General features: G+C 61.9%; 16 protein-coding genes and 1 pseudogene. 3 read left to right on the plus strand and 14 right to left on the minus strand.

The window, feature by feature from the left end:
- Window positions 1–66 precede the first annotated feature (66 nt).
- A pseudogene (gene tnpA, locus AB1286_RS23235) lies at window positions 67–312 on the minus strand (IS200/IS605 family transposase); the annotation flags it as partial.
- Between the two features lie 9 nt (window positions 313–321).
- On the opposite strand from tnpA, the gene AB1286_RS23240 reads away from it, so the two are divergent.
- Both AB1286_RS23240 and AB1286_RS23245 read left to right on the plus strand, forming a co-directional pair.
- Window positions 322–1,566 (plus strand): RNA-guided endonuclease InsQ/TnpB family protein, encoded by a 1,245-nt coding sequence (locus AB1286_RS23240; RefSeq protein WP_430365600.1) that lies wholly within the window; start codon window positions 322–324, stop codon window positions 1,564–1,566.
- 138 nt (window positions 1,567–1,704) lie between these two features.
- A complete protein-coding gene (locus AB1286_RS23245; RefSeq protein ID WP_430365601.1) occupies window positions 1,705–2,946 on the plus strand; it encodes a sensor histidine kinase in 1,242 nt (413 codons plus the stop codon).
- Here AB1286_RS23245 and AB1286_RS23250 read toward each other — a convergent pair.
- The 13 genes from AB1286_RS23250 to AB1286_RS23310 all read right to left on the minus strand — a co-directional run bounded on the left by AB1286_RS23250 (window position 2,943) and on the right by AB1286_RS23310 (window position 20,217).
- Complete coding sequence (locus AB1286_RS23250; RefSeq protein ID WP_430365602.1) at window positions 2,943–4,358, minus strand: sensor domain-containing diguanylate cyclase; 1,416 nt, start codon at window positions 4,356–4,358, stop codon at window positions 2,943–2,945. The two genes, AB1286_RS23245 and AB1286_RS23250, sit on opposite strands and share 4 nt — an antisense overlap.
- Before the next feature lie 168 nt (window positions 4,359–4,526).
- Window positions 4,527–7,181, minus strand: coding sequence for a tetratricopeptide repeat protein (locus tag AB1286_RS23255; RefSeq protein WP_430365603.1), 2,655 nt, complete (start codon window positions 7,179–7,181; stop codon window positions 4,527–4,529).
- Window positions 7,162–8,469 (minus strand): hypothetical protein, encoded by a 1,308-nt coding sequence (locus tag AB1286_RS23260; protein WP_430365604.1) that lies wholly within the window; start codon window positions 8,467–8,469, stop codon window positions 7,162–7,164. Before AB1286_RS23260 ends, AB1286_RS23255 begins: the two co-directional genes overlap by 20 nt.
- Before the next feature lie 389 nt (window positions 8,470–8,858).
- Window positions 8,859–9,866, minus strand: coding sequence for an ABC transporter permease (locus AB1286_RS23265; RefSeq protein ID WP_430365605.1), 1,008 nt, complete (start codon window positions 9,864–9,866; stop codon window positions 8,859–8,861).
- A gap of 7 nt (window positions 9,867–9,873) precedes the next feature.
- Window positions 9,874–10,851 (minus strand): ABC transporter permease, encoded by a 978-nt coding sequence (locus tag AB1286_RS23270; RefSeq protein WP_430365606.1) that lies wholly within the window; start codon window positions 10,849–10,851, stop codon window positions 9,874–9,876.
- A gap of 22 nt (window positions 10,852–10,873) precedes the next feature.
- Window positions 10,874–12,457 (minus strand): sugar ABC transporter ATP-binding protein, encoded by a 1,584-nt coding sequence (locus tag AB1286_RS23275; protein WP_430365607.1) that lies wholly within the window; start codon window positions 12,455–12,457, stop codon window positions 10,874–10,876.
- Window positions 12,458–12,528: 71 nt separating this feature from the next.
- Window positions 12,529–13,560 (minus strand): ABC transporter substrate-binding protein, encoded by a 1,032-nt coding sequence (locus tag AB1286_RS23280; RefSeq protein ID WP_430365608.1) that lies wholly within the window; start codon window positions 13,558–13,560, stop codon window positions 12,529–12,531.
- Window positions 13,561–13,727: 167 nt separating this feature from the next.
- Entirely contained in the window at window positions 13,728–14,807 is a 1,080-nt protein-coding gene (locus AB1286_RS23285) for a LacI family DNA-binding transcriptional regulator (protein ID WP_430365609.1), read from the minus strand.
- A 149-nt stretch (window positions 14,808–14,956) separates the two neighbouring features.
- Window positions 14,957–15,394: a copper chaperone PCu(A)C gene (locus AB1286_RS23290; RefSeq protein ID WP_430365610.1), complete on the minus strand. Its 438-nt coding sequence runs from the start codon at window positions 15,392–15,394 to the stop codon at window positions 14,957–14,959.
- A 47-nt stretch (window positions 15,395–15,441) separates the two neighbouring features.
- The gene (locus AB1286_RS23295) at window positions 15,442–16,926 is read right to left on the minus strand and encodes a PepSY-associated TM helix domain-containing protein (RefSeq protein WP_430365611.1); all 1,485 of its coding nucleotides are present in this window, start codon (window positions 16,924–16,926) and stop codon (window positions 15,442–15,444) included.
- Between the two features lie 13 nt (window positions 16,927–16,939).
- Window positions 16,940–19,342 carry a TonB-dependent receptor gene (locus AB1286_RS23300; protein ID WP_430365612.1) on the minus strand — a complete coding sequence of 801 codons (2,403 nt, stop codon included), beginning with the start codon at window positions 19,340–19,342 and terminating at the stop codon, window positions 16,940–16,942.
- Window positions 19,343–19,421: 79 nt separating this feature from the next.
- On the minus strand, window positions 19,422–19,790 hold the full coding sequence (locus AB1286_RS23305; RefSeq protein ID WP_430365613.1) for a DUF2946 domain-containing protein: 369 nt from the start codon (window positions 19,788–19,790) through the stop codon (window positions 19,422–19,424).
- Window positions 19,791–19,908: 118 nt separating this feature from the next.
- On the minus strand, window positions 19,909–20,217 hold the full coding sequence (locus AB1286_RS23310) for a YciI family protein (protein ID WP_430365614.1): 309 nt from the start codon (window positions 20,215–20,217) through the stop codon (window positions 19,909–19,911).
- Window positions 20,218–20,576: 359 nt separating this feature from the next.
- Between AB1286_RS23310 and AB1286_RS23315 the strand changes: the two genes are divergently transcribed.
- Complete coding sequence (locus tag AB1286_RS23315) at window positions 20,577–21,896, plus strand: chloride channel protein (RefSeq protein WP_430365615.1); 1,320 nt, start codon at window positions 20,577–20,579, stop codon at window positions 21,894–21,896.
- The last annotated feature ends 5 nt before the right edge of the window (window positions 21,897–21,901 follow it).

Here is a 21,901-nt window from a genome sequence, read left to right on the forward strand (position 1 = left end):
GCGGCAAGCCCCGACCTTTCAGGCCGGGGAAGGATAGCGCGGACGCCGTAGGCGTGCTTTGCGGCGTCAGTGTGGCGTCTGCTGTTGCTCGATGTACTGGCGGATGATCTCAATTGGCGCACCGCCACAGCTTCCAGCGAAGTAAGACGGCGACCACAGTGCACCACCGTACAGCTTCTTGCGGATACTGGAATCGTTCTTCTTGCGGATCATCCTGCTCGAAACACCTTTTAGGCTGTTCACCAGCACCGAGACGGCCACCTTCGGTGGGTAGTTCACCAGCAGGTGAACGTGGTCGTCCTCCCCGTCTATACTATCCGCATGCAACGCCTCCAAGCCTTCAAATACGAACTGATGCCCACCGGCGAACAGCAGCGCGAGATGCGCCGCTTCGCCGGGTCGTGCCGGTTTGTGTTCAACAAGGCACTCGCGTTGCAGAAGGAACGCTACGAGCAAGGCGAGAAGAAGCTCGGCTACGCCGGGTTGTGCAAGTTGCTCACCGGGTGGCGCAACGGCGATGAAACGCCCTGGCTCAAGGATGCTCCAGTTCATCCGCTGCAACAGACGCTCAAGGATTTGGAGCGGGCCTACACCAATTTCTTCGCCAAGCGGGCGGAGTTCCCCCGCTTCAAGAAGAAAAGCCAATCCGACAGCTTTCGCTATCCCGACCCGAAGCAGATCAAGCTCGACCAGCGCAACAGCCGTATTTTTCTGCCAAAGCTGGGTTGGCTGCGTTATCGCAACAGCCGCGATGTGCTGGGCGAAGTGAAGCAAGTTACGGTGTGCGTGAGCGGCGGTAAATGGTTTGCCAGCATCCAGACCGAACGGCAGGTCGAGCAGTGTGTCCCAAACGGTGGCGCGGTCGGCATCGACATGGGCATCGCCCGCTTCGCCACGTTGTCGGATGGCACGTTCTACGCTCCACTGAACAGCTTCAAGCGGCACGAGGATCGGCTGCGCAAAGCGCAGCAGGCAGTGAGCCGCAAGACCAAGTTCAGCAGCAACTGGAAGAAGGCGAAAGCCCGTGTCCAGCGTATTCATTCCCACATCGGCAATGCCCGCCGTGACTTCCTGCACAAGGCCACGACCACGATCAGCCAAAACCACGCGATGGTGTGTATCGAGGACTTGCAGGTACGGAATATGTCCAAGTCGGCGGCAGGAACAGCAGATGCGCCGGGAAGAAACGTTCGGGCCAAGTCTGGCCTGAACAAGACCATCCTCGACCAGGGCTGGTTCGAGTTCCGTCGTCAGCTCGACTACAAGCTGGCATGGAAAGGCGGGCATCTTATCGTTGTGCCGCCGAAGAACACGAGCCGCACCTGTCCGTGCTGCGGCCATGTATCGGCGGACAACCGGAAGACGCAAGAACGGTTTGCGTGCGTCGAATGTGGCTTCGAGGAAAACGCCGATTGGGTCGGTTCGATCAACATTCTCAGGGCGGGACACGCCCGCTGCGCCTGTGAAGTGAGCGGTGTGGTAATGCCGCCAGCAGCAGGAACCCACCGAAGCGACTCCCCCCGGCTCGATGCCGAGGTGCGCGCCGTAGGAATCCCCCGACTTTAGGCGGGGGAGGATGTCAAGTGTTGGTATTCGCTCTCGATCTCGTTCATCTATCTGGCCTTTGCTTGTTGCATATTCTTGTCGTTTCGCCACGGCTGCATCGCCGAATCGCGGATGCGGTTAGCCGGCGAGCTCGCCCTGGTGACCGACGCCGTAACGAAAGCACCAAACGCGCTCTCGTCGATCGAAGCGGTACTGCCGCCCCTGAATTTCTACGTCGCCGCCGATCGTCAACTGCGCTATGCGAGTGCCGGTTGGATAAGAACAGGGTTTTCGATGCCTTCAGGCGCGGACTCGTCCGGGTACATGCTTCGGGCGTCGTCGAGCGGGCGGCACTATGCAATTCGTGAGGCGACGGTTCCTATCGAGGGTCGATCGGTGCGGATCGGCGTAGCCGAGGATGACGAACAGACCGTGCAAAACGTGCACCGCCTTTTGTGGGTGTTGCTTCTGACGGTGCCCGGCATTTTGCTCATTAGTTTCGCTGGAGGTTACTTTCTAGCGGGGCGGCTTCTTTCGCCTGTCGACGAAATGGCCCGTAACGCGAAAGCGATTTCGGCGGATCGGTTATCGCAGCGGCTGAGGGTTGGGCGGCAACAAGACGAATTCGACCGTCTGGCGCGCGTATTCAACGAAACGTTCGACCGGCTCGAAGGCTCGTTCGACAAGATGCGACGTTTCTCGGCCGATGCATCACATGAACTTCGTACACCGTTGGCTGTGATTCGAACGATCGGCGAAAATGTATTGAAAGGCCCGTGCGATGTGGCGCGCTATGAAGATGCGGTGGGCAGCATCCTAGAGGAAGCAGTGCGCATGACCCGCCTATTGGAAGGCCTATTGACGCTGACGCGAGCCGAATCGGAGCAGCAACCGCTCCAACTGGCGCCGGCGAAGCTTAGCGAACTCTCTAAAGATGTCGTCGACTGTCTGCGCGTATTGGCTGAGGAGAAGGAGCAAACGCTTGTCTTTCGCGAACGAAGCGAACTCAATGTAATGCTCGACAAGCCGACATTCGAGCAGGCCCTGATCAACCTGGTCGCGAACGCGATCCAGTACACACCCGTGCAGGGAGAGATCGAGGTGCGCGTGCTACAAAGCGTAGAAGGCGGAGCGCTCGTCGAGGTTGAGGACAATGGGCCCGGCGTCGCTTCGGAACACCGCGAAAGAATTTTCGAACGGTTTTACCGAATCGATCAGGCGCGTTCCCGGACGACGGGAGGCTCCGGGCTTGGATTGGCTATTGCTCGATGGGCCATTGAGTTGAATGGCGGAACACTGGAATTCGAACCGAGAGAGGACAACGGCAGCATCTTTCGCATTACGCTGCCGGATCGATCGGTCGTTCATGACGCTCTGGCGCCGCCGAAACAAGCGTTTTAGCTCGCGTAGACGGCGTGCGGTCCATTGATGGCGACGTTCGGGCTAGGCGCCGCTTCGCCTTCGACGCGATTTCTGCCGAGCGTTTTCGCTCGGTAGAGCGCTGCGTCGGCACTGGCTAGCAAGTTAGCCGGCCCGGAGCGGGCTCCCGAATCGCTCGACGCCTGACCGATCGAAACGGTGACATAGGGCTCGCCGGGCGACGCTGCGGGCATCTCCAAGCCGGCCACGGCCAACCGCAAGCGTTCGGCCGTGGCCGACCCGGTGCGCTCATCGCTTGCCGGAAGCACGACGACGAATTCCTCCCCGCCGTAGCGGGCGACGAATTCGCCTCGGCGCGTCAATCCGCTATCGAGCGTGCGTGCGATCCGGCGTAGGCATTCGTCTCCGGCAAGATGACCGAACGCATCGTTGAAGTGCTTGAAGTGATCGACGTCGACCAAAAGGATCGTCAATGCGGACGCTCCCTTCGATGCTTGCGCCAGCTCGTTTGGATAGCGTTCGTCGAAATAGGCGCGGTTGAACACGCCCGTTAGGCCGTCTCGCACGGAAAAGGCTTTGAGCGCTCGATGCGCGTCGGCTAGTTTCGAATAGGTGCGGCTCGTTTCGAACATGAGCATGCCGAGCAACGCGCTTGCCGAGACCATGGAGGCAATGCGCGCTCCGTACCAACCGAGGCTATAGCGCGCTCCTGCGCCGAGCGTCAACGCTACGTCGGCCAGCCCCGCGAAGAGCGCGACGGCGAGCCACAGGTCCATTAGCGTGCGCAGCCTAGTGACCCAAATATGTATACCGAGTGCGGCGAAACAGATACCGGCCACCCCCAGCGTGGCGGGATTTGCCGACAGATGCCGGTACGTTCCTTCGTTTGCGACGAGATTGGGAAGCATCGCTCGCCCGACGATGGCCGAGCGGCACAAGGTGATGGACAGGCCGATCGAGCATGCGATCAATCCGAGCCCGAGTGATCGCCGCCACGCCGCCGTCGGAACCGGTAGCCATGGCCTGGCTATGAGTGCGAGCGTCACGAGGGACGCGAAACCGCCTCGCCATAGCAGCCAAATCCAAATCGCCGTTTGACGCCCCGCGTCCTTCGAGACTGCATGAATGAAGACGCCGGGATAGACAGCCAGATGCCATGCCGCCGTGACGCTCGTAAAGGCGTACGCGCTCGCCAATGCCGCGAAGTAGAGCCGGCCGCAGGCGCGGTATTGCGTCCACAACAAGAACGCCGTTAGTCCTTCGGTCAGCGTGACCGATGTTGCGAAGATGGGGACGAAGGGGGGCGAGACGACGGCTTGCGTCGTCAGGTGCGGCCACGCCGCGAACGCGATGCACACGAGCACGATGGCAGCGACCGCGGCGGCCCAGCGGTGACGCGGTTCGGCGGGAACTTGGATGAGCGTGGCTTCCATGGTCCAATCGTGCTTAATCGGCGAAGCGTCGCGGCTCCAAGAATCCTCGAATAGCTTTCGAATTCATTACGCGCGTAAGTCGCGCGATTTCCCCTGGTCAACGGCAGGTTTGGGGAAAACTGAAGGTGTGGGGGGAGGATTCGCGGAGCGGAGTGATAAACCGTATTATCAACCATCCATACCGCTGCCCGTACCACGGGGTGGCTCTTCTTCGGGCGTGCTCCCCGAGCGCTCGGCCAGTTGGCGACGTAGTTCGCGGCTTTCGCGGTAGAGGGCTTCGGCTTGTGTCTGGTCGCCTTGCAGGCGCGCGATGTCGGCGACGTTGTCGAGCGAAACCGAAAGGTCGTGCAGCGACGTGGGCGTAGTCCCCAGGCGCTCGACCAATTGACGGCTGATATCGAGGCTTTCGCGGTATAGGGCTTCGGCTTGCGTCTGGTCGCCGCGCTGCCGCGCGATGTCGCCGACGTTGTCAAGCGAGATCGACAGATCGCGCAGCGCCTCGTGCGTAGTCCCGAGGCGCTCGACAAGTTGGCGACGCAGGTTGAGGCTTTCTCGGTACAGTGCTTCGGCTTGGGTCCAGTCGCCTTGTTGGCGCGCGATGTAGGCAACGCCGTCGAGCGAGACCGAGAGGCCGCGCAGTGCCTCGGGCGTGCCTCCCAGGCGCTCGAGGAGTTGACGGCGTAGGTTAAGGCTTTCGCGGAACAAGGCTTCGGCTTGGGTCCAGTCACCTTGTAGACGCGCGATGTCGCCGACGTTGTCGAGCGCAACCGAGAGGTCGCGCAGCGCCTCGGGGGTACCCCCCAGTCGCTCGACCAGTTGACGACGCAGGTCAAGGCTTTCGCGGTATACAGCTTCGGCTCGAGTCCAGTCGTCTCGTGCGTGCGCCACCCAGCCGACGTTGTTCAGCGACACCGAGAGGTCGCGCAGCGCCTCGGGCGTGCCCCCGAGGCGCCCGACCAACTGGCGGCTGATATCCAGGCTTTCGCGGTACACGGCTTCGGCTTTGGTCCAGTCGCCCTGTTGACGTGCGATGTCACCGACGCTGTCGAGCGAGATCGAGAGGTCGCGTAGCGCCTCGGGCGTGCCCCCTAGGCGCTCGACCAGTTGGCGGGCAATATCCAGGCCTTCGCGGTACATGGCTTCGGCGTGTTTCCAGTCGCCCTGTGCGTGCGCCAACCGCCCGACGTTGTCGAGTGAGATCGAGAGGTCTCGCAGCGAGTCGGGCGTCTCCCCCAGGCGCTCGACCAGTTGACGACGCAAGTCAAGGCTTTCTCGGTATGCGGCTTCGGCTTGCGCCCAGTTGCCTTGTGCACGCGCGACCTGACCGACATTGTTGAGCGAGACTGAGAGGTCGCGGAGCGCCTCGGGCGTTCCCCCGAGGCGCTCGACCAGTTGGCGGGTGATATCCAGGCTTTCGCGGTACACCGCTTCGGCCTGGGGCTCGTCGCCTTGTGCGCGCGCCACCCGCCCCACGTTATCAAGTGAGACCGAGAGGTCGCGCAGCGAGTCGGGCGTACCACCCAGGCGCTCGACCAATCGGCGACTGATATCGAGGCTCTCTCGGTACATGGCTTCGGCTTGCGTCCAGTCGCCCTGTGCGCGTGCCACTTGGCCGACGTTGCTGAGCGAGACTGAGAGGTCGCGCAGCGCCTCGGGCGTTCCCCCGAGGCGCTCGACCAGTTGGCGGGTGATATCCAGGCTTTCGCGGTACACGGCTTCGGCTCGAGTCCAGTCGCCCTGTGCCTGCGCCACTCGCCCCACGTTGTCAAGTGAGACCGAGAGATCGCGCAGTGCATCGGGCGAGCCGCCCAAGCGCGCAACCAGTTGGCGGCTGATTTCCAGGCCTTCGCGGTACAAGGCTTCGGCCTGCGTCCAGTCGCCCCGTGTGCGTGCCACCCGCCCCATGTTGTCGAGTGAGATCGAGAGGTCGCGCAGCGCCTCGGGCGTGCGTCCCAGGCGTTCGACGAGTTGACGACGCAGGTCGAGGCTTTCGCGGTACACGGTTTCGACTTGCGTCCAGTCGCCTTGTGCACGCGCTACCTGACCGACATTGTCGAGCGAGACCGAGAGGTCCCGCAGCGCAGAGGGATCCTGCGCTTGGCTGACGCGGCGCCTCGTTACCGACAGCGCACTCAAGGCGACCTGCTCCGCATCGCCCGGCCGCCCGGCCGACAGCAGTTCGCCGCAAGCTTCCCAGGCCGTGGGCAGAAATATACCCTCGGGCAGCTCGCCAGCCTGAACGCGCTGCCATTCCAGATAGGCCGGCAATGCAATGTCGGTACTCGTTTGCACCACCACTGGCGCTGCTCTCGGCGTCTCGGCCACGGCGGGCGCCGCCGCACGAAGCTCTTCGCTAAGCGCGCGCACATGCCAGATATCCGGCGCGATGCTACGTGCCTCGGCCCGAAAATCCGCAGGCAACACCAGCACTAACGGGCGCATCAAACCTTGCTCGAGCAAAAAACGCCGTTCGTTCAGCCGTGCGAGATACTTCCTACGCGCGATATTCCACTGCGTATCGCTAGGATGACGCTGCAATCCGAACCACAAGGCGCCCGGCTGCCCAGAGAAATCTTCACGCTGAGCAATCAACGCATCGACCAGTGCTTCGGGATCGCGCGCAAAATCATCCTTCGCGTCCCGACGTTGTAGCGGCCGTCCTTGCAAAACAAGCCTTTGATCGAGCCAGTCCGCCAGTTGCATCGAGGGACCGACATCGGCAAACAGAAACACGAGCGAAAAGGCATCGGCCTCCCACTCAAGATGCCGCAGCAGGTTGATCGCTACACGTTCGGTGGGTGCGTCAAAGGTTAGTGCTGCCATATGCGTCTACCACGTCACGCAGCAGCGGATGGATGTCATACCAATCGCTGCCGTTCCGGTAGTTGAGGACGAGCCGGTTATCGAGAAATTGGGCCAACGTCGGTAGGTCGGCATCTTTCTCCAAACAGGTGGTGTGTGTCTGCGTAATCCGTTTGAGCCAGGCCAAGTGCTCTTGCGGAATGGGCAGCATCTCGTTGCGTGCGGCGTTTTCGGTCGGTTTGACGGCAGCGACCGTGAGCGGTAGTTGCGAATCCTCTCGCACTGCCGGCAGACATAGCCGGATAAGCCGGAAAAACTCGCGCAAGTCACCGCCCGAACTCACGGCCAGCTTGTCGATGGCGGCCGGGTCGAACAGCTTCTCCCACTCAGGATAGCGTTTGGCGATAACTGTACGTAGTACCGCCAGCCCGTCGGGATCGGCCTCTCTGCTGCGATCTTGAAAGATGTGCGTGCAGACCAGTCGCCGCGTGACGGCCCCACCCATCAGCGCCCCAGCACCTGGCGCCAACACCGACAGATAAGGCGGAATTGTGTAGACGACGTGCAGTTTGGGTACTTTCAGGTGCTCGGCATGACCGAAGAAGAGGTTACGCACGCTCTCGTAGACCGCCATCGACTCGCTGCCGACCCCACGGATTCGCTCCACCGAATCGACCAACAGCACCACCTTCCGCTGCGCATCGCCGACCTGCTGCCGAACATAGTCGACCGCTTCGCCGAGAAAGTCGTGCGCGTCCTGTACGAGTTTCGCGACATGGCCGCGTGCAGCTTGCTGCACTCGGAGTTTGAAGTCGGGGTCGTTCTTCAGGGCGGCCTTGATCTCGACGCCACCGAGTTTGGCGCCGAAGTCCTTGATTTCCACTTCGGTTTGAAGAAAGGCGACCAAGCGATCCCAGTAGTTGCGATTGCCCGGAGAGCCGCCATACTGCGTTTGCACCTGCTCTGACATTGCTCCGGCGACCGCGATCAAAAAGTCGCTGATCTCGACTTCCTTGGTGAGCAGCATGAACTCGGAAAGATCGGCATAGAACACGACCGCCCCAAGTTGCTCCAGATGCAGCTTAAGCCGTTTCAGCTCCGTGCTCTTGCCGGTCCCACGTTGCCCCGTAAACAGACATACGCCGCCGCCTTCCTGCCAATCGATCTCGGTAGCCATCTCCTCGACCGGGTCAGCAGTGCCCTGGTTGATCTGGGCGACGTAGACCGGATCGCCGGGTTCGAGGACTCGATCGGCAAGTGCGTTGTAGAGTTTTTTGAGTTCGTTCCGTGTGTCTGGAGAAAGCGGCATAAATCAAGCTCCGGGGGCGTTCGTTCGGGAGTAGTCGAGTGACTTAGTCAGGGCAGCCGGAACTTCTCGCTGCGTTTGGAGAGGTCATCTTCATGTCGATCCGACCGGACGACGCCATGATACTCAAAATACTAGCAGCATTGGCGCGCGGGCATGGGATAACCACCCGAGACAAGGTCGGAGCGGACCCAGGCTGCCCCCGAGGTGGGCATCGGCGCAGACTCGCGCGGTTCGGTCGCGGTAGTGCGATTCGGCAAGTGGACTAAGCCGAAGCCGAGCGGTGAGGCACGTCTCGAAGCGATTTCATGTCCGCCTGTGGGTAGGCTCGCTCCGGGACGGCGGTATGCAGTATGAATCGGGCGCTCAGGTCCGATGCGTCAAGATGGCCACTACACGCTACGCGATCTCGTCAAAAGCGTCTGCGCAATCACGGCGACCAAGAGAAACGCCCCGCTGGCGAGGTTTTGATAATAAGGACTGAGCGTGCCGACTTGGTTGATGACGTTTTCTATGACGCCGAGCAAGATGACACCCGCAAGCGGTCCGGCCATCGTGCCGACGCCGCCCGTGAGCAAGACCCCGCCGATCACGGCTGCCGCAATCGACTGAAGCTCGTACCCCGTTCCCGCGCCCGAAAGCCCGGAGTCGAGATGCGACGCGAGCAGGGCGCCGGCAAATCCGGCGAGCGCGCCGCTGACCCCGTACGTCACGATCTTCACGCGCTCGACCCGCACGCCGAGCATGCGCGCGGCCTCCTCGTTGCCGCCGACCGCGAAGATCGCGGCGCCATAGGCGGTGTGATTGAGCACGAGCGCGCCCAGCGCATAGGCGATGGCCAAGATCCAAATAAGGTTGCTGATGCCGAATAGCGAGCCGTTGGCGATATGAGCGAAAAAGCCGGGATCGGCGATCAGCAGATCTTGATTCGCGAGCACGAGGGCGAGCCCCTTCAACCCGAGCAACGCGGCGAGCGTGACAATAAACGGCGCCATTTGGGCGCGTGCGATCAGCACGCCGTTGACGAGGCCGACGCACAGCCCCGTCACGATCGGCGCCGCGAGCGCCGCCGCCCATCCGTACGGCGCCGCATACGCCGCGATCACGGTGCCGAGGCCTACCATCGAGCCCACCGATAGATCGAAGCCGCCGAGGATGATGACGAGGCTTTGCCCGATCGCGATGAGTCCCAGAAACGAACCCGCCGAGACGATATCGGCCAGATTCGCCGGATGAAGAAAATCGGGAAAGACGACGCCGGCGACGAGGCTGACAACGATGAGAATGCCGATCGCGCCGCGTGCCTGTATCAATCGGAGCACGCGATTGCGGCGCTCTCCGGTACCGCCGGTCGGCTGAATATCCGCTTTCATATTCGCTGCGTCGATGCTGGTATCCATGTGCGCGTTAGCCTCCCTGACGTTGCAGGTAAAGCGCGACGACGATAAACACCGCCTTCAGAATCTGCGCATAGGTAAAGCTGATGTTGTTCATGATGAAACTCGCATCGAGCACTTGCAGCAAGACCACGCCGAAGACGGTGCCGACGATCGAAATGCGACCGCCCGACAGCGGCGTTCCCCCAATGACCGAGGCGGCGATCGAATCGAGTTCGAAGTTCACGCCGACATAGTTCGGATCGGACGCACCGAGCCGCGATGAAGCGAAGACGCCCGCCAAGCCGGCCAGAATCCCGCTCGCCGCGTAGACCATGAACAGCGTGCGCCGGACGGGGATGCCGGCGAGAAATGCCGCGCCGCGACTGGCGCCGATCAAAATCGCGTAACGCCCGAAAGTGGTCCGTCGAACGATCACGGCGATCAGCAACGCGAGCGCGAGGCCGATCAAAATCACGACCGGGATCGGCCCGATCGCGCCGGTACCGAGCAAGTCGAATGCATCCGACGGCGGCAGGTTGACGCGCGAGCCGCCGAGTAGGGCTTGTGCAAGTCCGCGCGCGGCGACGAGCAGCGCCAATCCCGAGATCAGCGGATCGATCCGTACGATCGCGACCAGCGCGCCGTTGAAAATGCCGCAAACCAAGCCGATGACGATGCCCGCGCCGATAGCCGTACCGGTGCCGTAGTCGAGAAACACGGCGATCGTCGCGCTGGAAAGCGCCATGACGGAGCCGACCGACAAATCGATGCCGCGCGTGGCGATGGCAAGGTTTTGTCCGAGGGCGATCAAAATGACGGGCGCGGATTCGAACAGCAGGCTGCGGGCGGCCAACGGGTTAGAAAACCCCGGCGTCATCACCAAGTTCAACAAGACGAGTATGGCGAGCGCCACATAGACGCTATTGCCGCGGGCCCACGCGAGCGCCGCGTGGCCCGGCTGCCGCTGCGCTTGGGCGCTCGGGGCCGTAGGAGTGGAAAGACTCAAGCTGTCCTCGCTAAATGCTGGCTTATGGCGCCGGAGTGTGGGTGGCGAGCATCGCAAGCACATCGTCGGCGCTTGCTTCTCGCGTCTGAATTTCGCCGATGCTCGCTCCTTCGTTGAGCACGACGAGCCGATCGGTCAGCTCGAGCAGCTCTTCCATTTCGGAGGACGTCACGACGATCGCGAGCCCTTCGTCGGCGAACCCTCGGATCACGCGGTGGACTTCGGCTTTCGCGCCGACGTCGATGCCGCGCGTGGGATCGTCGAGCAGCAGCACCACAGGATGCGTGGAGAGGCATCGCGCGATCAGCGCCTTTTGCTGATTGCCGCCCGAGAGCGTCGAGATCAGGGCATTGGGTCCCGCGGTCTTGATGCCGAGTTGTTCGATGTACTGTTTGACGAGCGCATCTTCTTTGCGGCGCGAAATGAAGCCGAAGCGCGAGATGCGCGGCAATACCGAAGCAACGATGTTCTCGCGTACCGATAGGCGAGGGAAGATGCCTTCGGAGCGACGGTCTTCCGACAAGAACGCGAGCCCGCTGCGGATCGAGCGCGCCGGGGCCGTACTGCCGAGCGCTTGTCCCTTTAAGCGCACGACACCGGCGTCGGCCCGCTGCGCGCCGAACACGGTTTTGAACGTTTCGGTACGGCCGGAGCCGAGTAAGCCGGCGAGCCCGACGATCTCTTTCGGCGCGATCCGCATCGAGACATCGCGCACGCGCGTACTCCAACGTAGGCCCTCGACATGTAGCGCCGGCTCGGCCCGCTCGGCCGATTCGCGTGCACGCTCGCCGGCTTGCACGCCATGCCCGTGACCCTCGCGGCCGAGCATCGCGGCGATCAGCGCGTTGCGCGGCAATTCGTCCGGTGTCCCGGTCTTGACGACCGCACCGTCGCGCATCACCGTGAAGCGGTCGCACAGCCGGTAGCATTCGGACAATCGATGGCTGACGAACAGCAGCGCGATGCCGTCGGCTTTGAGTTGATCGACGACATGGAAGAGCACGTCGACTTCCGCGCCGGAAAGCGCCGATGTGGGCTCATCGAGAATCAGCACGCGGGCGCCGAGCGATACGCCGCGCGCGATCGAAACCATTTGCTGCTCCCCGAGGCCGAGCGTTGCGAGTTTGGCTCTCGGGTTCACCGTGAGGCCGTAACGCCGAACGATATCGTCCGCCTTCTCGTTCATCGTACGGCGATCGATGAGGAACCCTAAACGTTTCGGTTGATGGCCGATGAAGATGTTCTCCGCGACGCTGCGGTCGGGGATTAGATTGATTTCCTGATAGACGGCGCATACGCCGAGTTGCTGCGCGGCACGCGGCGAATCGAACGCAACGGGCGTGCCGTCGAGCACGACCGTGCCTTCGTCGGGACGATGAAAACCCGTGAGGGTCTTGATGAGCGTGGATTTGCCCGCGCCGTTTTCGCCGACGAGGCCGTGCACCTCGCCGGCCCGCAGCGTAAGAGAGACGTCGCGCAAGGCACGCACGACGCCGAACGTCTTGCTCGCGTGCCGGGTCTCGAGCACGACCCGGCCGGTCGTATCGCCGTCTCGACGGCTATCGGAACCGGCCGGGGCCGGGACTGCATGCAGCGGATCGTTCATGCGTCAGCCTGCATCGTGAAAGAGCGCCTAATACGTGTGGTAACGCGAGCATGTACCCTTAAGCGATGGAATTAGTACACCGCACCCGCCGCCAGCGATTTCTTCGCATTGGTCTTGTCGTACAGCGCGTCGTGCATGATCTGCTTTTGCGCGACGGGCTTGCCGGCGAACCAGTCCGCGAGCGATTGGAAGGCGAGCGGGCCGAAGCGCGGATTGGTCTCGACATCGGCCGAGACGACGCCGTCCGAGATGTCGCGCACGACATCCTTCGTGCCGTCGATCGATACGATCGTCACGCCCTTCAGTTTGCCGGCCTGGCGCAGCGCCGTGATCGCGCCGAGCGTCATCACGTCGGCATGCGTATAGACGGCATTGACGTCGGGATGCGAGAGCAGAATCTGCTCCATGACCTTCTGCGCTTCGGTCGTCGACCAATTCGCCGTTTGCGCGGCCGCAAGTTTTATGTCGGGGTAGGTCTTGAGCACTTCGGCGAAACCGTCGGTGCGCTGGCTCTCCACCGTGTTGCCGTAGCCGCCTTGAATTTCCGCGACGACCGCCTTACCGCCTGTGGCGTCGGCGAGCGCCTTCGCGGCACGTTTGCCCTGTGCATAGAAATCGGAGCCGAGGAACGTGATGAAGTCTTCGCAGGCGGTGCCGGCCGTCTGCCGATCGATCGTCACGACAGGAATGCCTTTGGCCTTGGCTTGCGCGAACGCCGGTTGTAGGCCGGTGGAGTCGTTCGGCGCGACGATCAAGGCTTGGGCGCCCTGGTTGATCATGCTTTCGATGTCGGCCACTTGCTTGGCCTGGTTGTTATTCGCGTTCGTATAGAGCAGCCGCTTGACGCCTGCGGCTTTCGCGGCGGCGCGGACCGAAGCCGTTTCGGTCGCGCGAAACGGGTTTTGCTCGTTTTCCGATTGAGAGAAGCCGACGACGAGCCCGCTCAGCTTGAGGTTGCTCGGCTTGGGATTCGTGCACGTTTCCGTCGATGCGTTCTGGACCTTCTGTGCGCTGTTGTCCTGCGCCCAAGCTCCCATCGACCACGCACCGACGACGCACAAGGTCAGTGTGGCCACACGATGCAGCAGCGTTGCTTTCGACATGCTTTGTCTCCGTTGTTCACGACCCGCAAGGGTCCCGACTTCGTTGTTATCGAGCGCATCGTCCTTCGCAGCGTGGCTTCACATCAGCGGTGGACGACCTTGGTTTTCCACTTGCATAACGCCTGTTGATCCAGCTTCATCGATTTGTTGCGAAGTAATATTACTTGCTATTCATTAAGAATATTAATAAGGGTATCCCCTGCAATGCGCGAGGGCGATCCGGCGTCGGGCGCGCGTGGGGCCGCAACCGAACCGCGTTCGATCAATGGGCCGTCCAGCTTGACCGTGCGGCGCTTGAACGGGGCGCCCGCGCCGCGGTTCTCCTCTTCCTGCAAGAGCGTTTCCACGGCCCAGCGGCCGAGTTCGTAGTTGGGAAGTACGACGGTGGTGAGCGGCGGATGCGTGTGGCGGGCGATTTCCTGGTCGTCGTATCCCATCACCGAGACATCCTCCGGCACGCGCAACCCGAGCTGCTTGATCGCTTCGATCGCGCCGATCGCGGTGAGGTCGTTGCCGCAGAAGATCGCGGTGGGCGGGTTCGGCTCGCGCATCAGCGATAGCGTCAGCTCGTAGCCTTTGCCCGAGCTCCAATCGCCGTCGCGCACGAGATGCTCGTCGAACGGCAAATCGGCGGTGGCCAGTGCTTGGCGGTATCCCTTGAGCCGGTCTTTGGCGGCGTCCTGCCAGGTCTCGCCGTTGATGAAGCCGATACGTCGATGTCCGGCCGCGATCAGGCATTCGGTGGCGGTGAAGCCCCCCGTGACTTCGGCCGGCACCACCGACGATAGGACGGCGTCGCTCGAGTAGCAATTGAGCAAAACCGTAGGCACTTTGAGGAGCGGCGCCGGCACGGCCACCTTGCGCGTATAGACGGTGGCGTAGATGACGCCGAGCACGTTGGGGTTGGACAGCGCGTCGTGCAACACGCGCTGCTCGATGTCCGCGTTGCCGTGCGTGGAGTACACCGCTAATAGGCAGCCGTTGTTCCATGCCGCATCGCGCGCGCCGTCGACATTGACGACCGGATGCGGGCTCGTGGAGATTTCGTCGGCCACGTAGACGATCAAATTGCGCTCGCCCGGTGCGACAGGCGCCGTCGTCCGGGTGGGCAATTGATAACCTAGCTCGTGTGCGGCTTTGAGCACGTTCTTGCGCGTGCCCTCGGAGAACTTGGCGCCCACCGCGCCGTTCAAGATGAGCGAAACGGTGGACTGCGACACGCCCGTTACCTTGGCGATGTCGGTCATGGTCGGGCGACGTTGAGTAGATTTTTTCATCGATGGCCAGCTGGAACGCGCGAGGTGACGGCCACGGTATCACTAATATTTATGACCTGCAATTGGCGTTGGTGGGGAGCGCGCAAGCGGTCCGTCGTGCCTCGCCCGAGGCAATCGCATTAGTGCCCCGTTGCCGCCGCGCCCTTCACGACGCACTCGCTCGTCACCTTTTCGCCATCGTCGAATTCGAATGTCATGCGGATCGACGTGCCTACCTTGAGGACGTGCTTGGGCTGCTCGAGCATCAAGTGATAGCCGCCCGGCGCGAACTTGAGCGTGCCTTTGGACGGCACCGGCGCTTTCTCGACCATCACCATCGCCGAGGTACTGCCGTTGCTTTGCGTTTGGTGCAGCATCGCCATGCCGAACGCGTCGGTTTGGACGTCGACGAGATTGACCTCCTTGGCGCCCATGTTCATGACGGTGAAGTAACCGCCGGACGGCAGATCGCCGGGCAATAGACGCACCCAGCAATCCGATACCATCATCGACGCGGGGGCGGCCAGTACGGGGGCCGCGCACAGGGAGAGGGCGAGAGGCAGCAGGGTGTTCTTCATCGAGAATCGCATGGTTGTCCTTTGAGAGTGATGAGGGAAATCGTCGATTAAGCGGTAGCCGATGCGGACGCACGGCTAAAAACAAGTCGGTCCATGAACCACACGGCGGCCAGCGTCAGCCCCATCAGCGGGAAGACGACGCCGAGGGCGACCAGTGCGGTTTTCCATCCACGCATCGGCGCAGCGACGCGTTCGCGTGCGGGCGCGCCCAGGGTACCCGAGGGCCGGCGCATCCACCACATCAGGCATCCGGTGATGGCAAGCGCTGCCAACCCCAACGATAGCGCGGTGCAGACGATTTGATTGGCCAGCCCGAAATAGCGGCCCATGTGAAGCGACGTGCCGTAAGAGACGGCCTTGCCGATCGCACCGTAGTCGCCGTAACGGATGTCTTTCAGTATCGCGCCGCTGTAGGGGTCGATGTAGACCGTGCGTTCGAGCTGCGGGTCCACCGGGAAATACGACACGGTGTATACGCCGCTCTCCGTGGCCGGCAGCGCGATATCGTAGCCGTCGGCGAGACCCGCTGCACGCATCTTTGCGACGATATCCGCAAGCGATATCGGAAGCGCATGTTCCGGCGAGGCGCTCGTTTCGTGCGATTGGGGCACCCGTACCGCGCCGACAGCCCAGGGCACTTGCGGTAAGGGCATCTCATCCATCGTCATGCCGGGCATGTCATCCATCTTCGATGGCGAACCCTTGCTTGGTTGCCCGGCGTTCGATCCGTTTGCTTGAGCGGGTTTCAGTGCGCTAACCGGGAGACCGCCCCAGGCACCCGGCGGCGAGCCGAGCTTGACGCTCGTGGCCAGCGCCTTGAACTGCTTGCCCCAGGATCCCGTCCACGGCAGGCCCGTCGCGACGAACGCCAATGCGCCGAGCGCGATCCAAATGCCGAGCGTCGCATGAATGCTTTTCCATAGCGGACGTCCGCGCTGCGTCAGATCGGGCAACAGTAAAGCGCGCAGGGATCCCGTCCGGCGTGGCCACCATAGCGCCACACCCGTGCCGAGCATGACGAGCGTCCAACATGCGACGAGCTCCATCAACAATTCGCCCGACTTGCCGAGCAGCAGCTTGCGATGGATCATGCGGTCGATCTGCATGAATCGCCGATCGACGTCGAGCGTGCCGAGAACGGTGCCATCGTACGGATCGACGTACACGCTCCGCTTGGTCCCGTTCGGCAGCCGGAAGATGAACTCGGCACTGCGATCGGTGCGCGAGGCGATGCGGGCGGTCGTCGCGACGGCAGCCGGAGGCATTGCGGCGCGGGCGCGAGACAGCAGCGTGTTTTCGTCGAGTCGCGGCGCCGGTCGCGGTGTGACGACGAGCCTATGCGGATAAAGCAGCGGTTCGATCTGCGGCTGGAAGCAATAGATCGTCCCCGTAATCGCCAATACGACGAGAAACGGCATGACGAACAACGCCGCATAGAAGTGCCAACGCCAGAGCGTCCGATAACCGTTATTCGGGCGGGCATGCGACGCGGCTGTGCGCATGGCGCTCGAGTGCGTGGGAGTGGTCGACATCGGTATATCTCCTTTACATCCGCAACCGGCCTTCGACATAGAAGGTTCGGCCCGGATAAGGGTGATAGACGAAGTAACGGTCGTCGAAGAGGTTGTCGACGCCCAGTGCGAGTTCGCTCAGCTTGGTCGGATGAACCGTGAATTTGGCATCCACGACGGTGTAGGTACTCGTCCCGCCGAATACGTTCGGATTCGTATCGGTGTTATTCAACGTGTTGTACTCGCGGCCCGAGTAGCGTGCCGCCATCGTGACGGCGTAGCGCTCGCCGAAGCGGTACGTTGCCGCGAGATCCGCTCGCCAGAGGGGGATGCGATAGAAATACTTGCCGACGGTGGCCGGATTTTGACCGTTGGCGAGGATCTTCGATTGCGTGTAGGCGACGCTGCCGATCAAATCGAGCCCGTGCACGAAAACGTCTTCGCCTTGATAGCTGAGCTCTACGCCGCGCGAGCGAACCTTGCCGATGTTCTGAAAGCTCGTGACGTTAGGAATGACGGTCGTATCCGTTTGACTGAAGATCGTGTTTTTCACGTCGTCCTGAAAGAGCGACAGCCGAACGAGCCCCTTTTCGTGCGCCCATTCGGCGGTCAATTCTTTCGACAGATCGTCCTCGGGCTGTAGGTTCGGATTGTTGTTGACGATCGAGGAGCCGTTGATTTGTCCTTGGAACAACTCGCTGACGGTCGGGAAACGATAGGCGCGGCCAACCGATGCGCGCAGCGTCAATGCGTCGGTCACGTCGAACGATAGCGATGCCTTCGGCGAGAAGTGATGCGCCTCTGCGCTCGGGTAGGGCAACGCTGCGGCGCCGACGGCTTGCAGGCCGTTATTCGCTTGCCAGTCCTCGTAGCGGACACCGTAGACGAACTTCCAACGCGGCAAGAAGCGCCATGCGTCTTGTGCATATAACGCTTGCGTTTGGGTCTTGCCTTTGAATGCGTTCGAAAAGCTGCCTGCCGTGCCGTCGATCCAAGCCGCCGTGTTGTACGTTTCGTTGTCGAGGAAATAGTTGTCGAAGTGATAACCGAAAGCGAGCGTATGACTCGCTAGCCCGGCATTCGGCGACGGGGGCGTCCAGGTGGCTTTGAGATCGAGTGTCTTCCAGCCGGTTCCGTCGCCGTACGTGACGACGCCGGGGCCGTTGCCCGGACCGCCCGCGTTGGCCGTGCGGGCGACGCTATTCGTGACGTCGTAGTAAGAGGCGATCGCTTCGCCGTTCCAACCCGTGGCATTGCGCGTCGCCAACGACAAGCCGTACAGCCAGTTCTCGCTCCATCCTGCACTGGGCGCAAGCGCGGACGCGGGAATGTTGTACTCGTTCCCGCCGATATTGACGAGGCCGCTATAGATGGGTTTGCCGGTCGCATCGTATAGGAACGTCGACGTCTCGCTGTTATACGTACGGTGCCAATAGCCGAGCGTGAATGCGCCTCTTACAGTCGGCGTGAAGTCGTACTGCATTTTCAGCTTGAGCTGATCTTGAACGGTGCGCTCGATGCCTTCGCCGTTTACGCCGATGACGGCCGTAGGCGCATTCGTTTGGTTGTTATAGAAGGACGCCCCGCCCACGGGGATATCGCCGGGCTTCGCCGGCGTATTCGATTTCGCGAACGTGGCGAATTGGAGCGGCTGGCTCGTATTTTCGAAGTGATTGGCGCCGATGAAGAACGCGAACTTGCCGATGCGGTTGCCGATCGTCGCGCTCTCTTCGCTGCCGTTGAAACTTCGATTGACGCCGAATAGATCGAAGTGTTGCGTGAACGCTTTGACGTCGGCGTCCGCTTCGAATTTCGTCGGCATCCGCGTGGAGATCAACACGGTCGCGCCGAGCGAGTTGCCGGGGTAGAGGGCGGAGAAGGGGCCGTAGGCGACATCGATGCGGCGAATCTCGTCGGGAAAGACCATCGACCAGCGCGGCGGAAAACTGTAGCTGCTGCCGAGCAGGTTCGATAGCAAGAGCCCGTCGGCGTAGACGAGGCCGCGCGCACTTTGCGTATTGCTGGTGCCGCGCACCGCGATGATCGAGTTCAAATCGCCGATGAAGCGCTTGCGCACGGCAAGGTTGGGCATGTACTTCAGCGCGTCCTCTGTGTTGACGACATTCCAGTTCTCGAACTGCTTGCGCGTGACGGTCTCGACCGAGGCGGGCAAATTCGGGTCGAGCCGCCCGGCGGCGCTCGCGCTATCGCTGCGAGCGCTAATCGTAATGGTCGGCAGGACGACGTGGTTCGGCTGCGTGCCGCTGGGCGTGTGTTGTGCCGGCGCGGAGCGGGTATCGGTATCGGGGTGCGAATTGACGTCGGCCGCCGCCCATGCGATCGGCGAAACGAACGTGAGCGGCACGAGTGCGGACGCGGCTAAGCGCACGGGGCGGCGCGAGCGAGCGCGCGGCCTTCGCGATGCGAAGTACGACATGCAATATTCCTGAATCGTTGAGCGAACGGCCGCACGCGCCTGCTTTCAGCGCTTCGTGTGCGGCAGCGGATAACGGTAATCAGGAAAAAGCGGGTGGGGCTCTTGGCTGCCCCGAGGGGAAGGCGCCCAGCGGCGTATGGCGAACGCTGAGCATCGGCACCGCGATGGCCACCAGCAGCATGACAAGTACGAGCGGCGCGGGCGGAACGGTGGGGACGGCGATGTGATCTGCCAATAAATCGCAATACCCGCAGGCAGCGAGCGGGTCGGCATGCGTGGCATGGACGGTGTCGCTCGTCGGCTGGATCGCCGTGCAAAGCGCGGCGGCTGTCGGGTCGTCTCGATGCGATGCGACGACCAACTGGCTGACGATCGGCGCGAGCACGATGAGCCACATGGCGATGAGGCCAAGCCATGCGGTCAAGTGTGTGCGGGAGCGGAAAGCCATGGTCGTGCTGCGGATTGACGTGCGCCGCAGTCTACCATCGGAAGCGGCGGTGCGCGAGCATGCCGTCGCCGCACGGCCGCCGCTCGCTCGTCTACGGACACGCTCTATTTGCCGCCGTTTAGGGAGCCGGGGCGCCGAACCATTCGTTCAAGATCGGCTGGCGTTGTGCCGCGTCGAACTCGACGATGCGAACGAACCGCATCTTGTTCGCTCGGACAAATGGCTCGTCGGCCAGAAGAGCGTCGAGCGCATCGCGCGATTGCGCTCGTGCCACGAGAAAGCCCCCATGCGCCGGGATATGCGGGCCGGAGAATAGAAAGTAGCCGTTGTCGTAACCGTTTTGAAGAAAGGCGTGATGTGCCGGTACGAGGTCGGCGAGTTCTTCGAACGGCACGAGATGTTGACCTTCCAACAGATAGTGTTTCATGGTGCTTAAATTTCCTTGGATAGATGGAGTACGGAGGGCTTGCGCTGGACGAACGAGCGATCGGATCGCGCATGTCGTCGATCAGCGGCACGCGATGCTCGCGTTGCAATCGCTTTTCGTCGCTGGTTGATCGAGATCGATCTACCTGAGGGGTTAGGCTACGCACAATGGCGAAGCGGAGAAATTAAGATTTTTGGCGAAAGTCGGTAAGAAAGATGAACAATGAATCTGCTGTCCGCTTTCCGGTAAGCGCCATCGATCAAGCTGCGTCAGTCTAGGCGGGCATCTTTTTGCCGCTGTGACCGGGGAAATCGGCAACGTTGCCGGTATACTTGCGCTTTCGCGCAGACTTGGCCGCCATGCAAAATCGCATTCGCACCAACAAGTGGTCCCTTCAACACATCCATAAGCTTTGGCTTCACTACGGGGTGTTCTGGATCGGAGCCGTCGTTGCGGGGCTGATCGCGGTGCTCTATGCACGCTTGATCGACTTCGGCTACGACCTTTTCCTCAAGCACATCGCCCATAACGTCTGGTTGCCGCTCCTTGTGACGCCGGCGGTCAGCGCTGCTTGCGTTTGGCTTACGCGGCGCTTCTTCGATGGGGCGGAAGGCAGCGGCATTCCGCAAGTGATCGCATCGTTGCACGGTCCCCGGCAACTCGGCGAACGCTTGCTGACGATTCCGATCCTCGTCGGCAAGATTTTCATCTCCTTCCTCGCGATACTCGGCGGTTTGACGATCGGGCGCGAAGGGCCCACGATTCACGTCGGCGCATCGCTGATGTTCAGCCTGCGGCAGTTCTATCCGAAGCGTTTCCGTACGATTCGCGGCGCGGCGCTCGAGCGCAATCTCGCGCTTGCCGGCGCCGCGGCCGGGTTGTCGGCTGCATTCAATGCGCCGCTCGCCGGGGTCGTATTCGCCATCGAGGAACTCACGCGCAGTTTCGAAGCGCGCACGAGCGGGGTGCTTATCACGGCGATCATCTTCGCCGGGGTCGTATCGCTCGGGTTGCAGGGCAACTATGTGTACTTCGGGACGATCGATATCGGTCCGCACCTTCCCGATCTGCTGTTCATCGCGGTTCCTCTGATGGGACTGCTTTCGGGTATCGCCGGCGGTATTTTTTGCTGGCTGCTGCTCAATACGCCGCGATGGATGCCGGCGAACGTGCTGCAATTGCGCGCGAATCGGCCGGTCGCATTCGGCGCCGCCTGCGGCTTGGTCATCGCTGTCATCGGCATCGTCAGTTCGGGACATACGTTCGGCAGCGGCTATGCGGAGGCGCGTTCGATGCTGGCCGGGCATGGGAACGTCAGCGCGCTTTATCCCGTCTTCAAAATGATCACGATGGTGGGCTCGTACCTGCCGGGGGCGCCCGGTGGCCTGTTCGCGCCGTCGCTGGCGATCGGGGCGGGAATCGGCAACGCATTGCATATGGTGTTTTCGCAGATGCAATTGCCGATGTTGATTGCGCTCGGCATGGTCGGCTATTTGGCCGCCGTGACCCAAAGCCCGATCACGGCTTTCGTGATCGTGATCGAGATGATCAACGGACACGCGCTCGTGATTTCGCTCATGGCGACCGCATTGATTGCGAGCCGCGTGTCGCGCTTTTTTGCTCCTCCGCTCTATGAGGCGCTATCCGAGCGCTACCTGCCGAAGCACGAGAACGGTTGACGCGG

The organism is Trinickia sp. NRRL B-1857 (assembly GCF_050470685.1).
In the GTDB taxonomy this organism is placed as follows: domain Bacteria; phylum Pseudomonadota; class Gammaproteobacteria; order Burkholderiales; family Burkholderiaceae; genus Trinickia.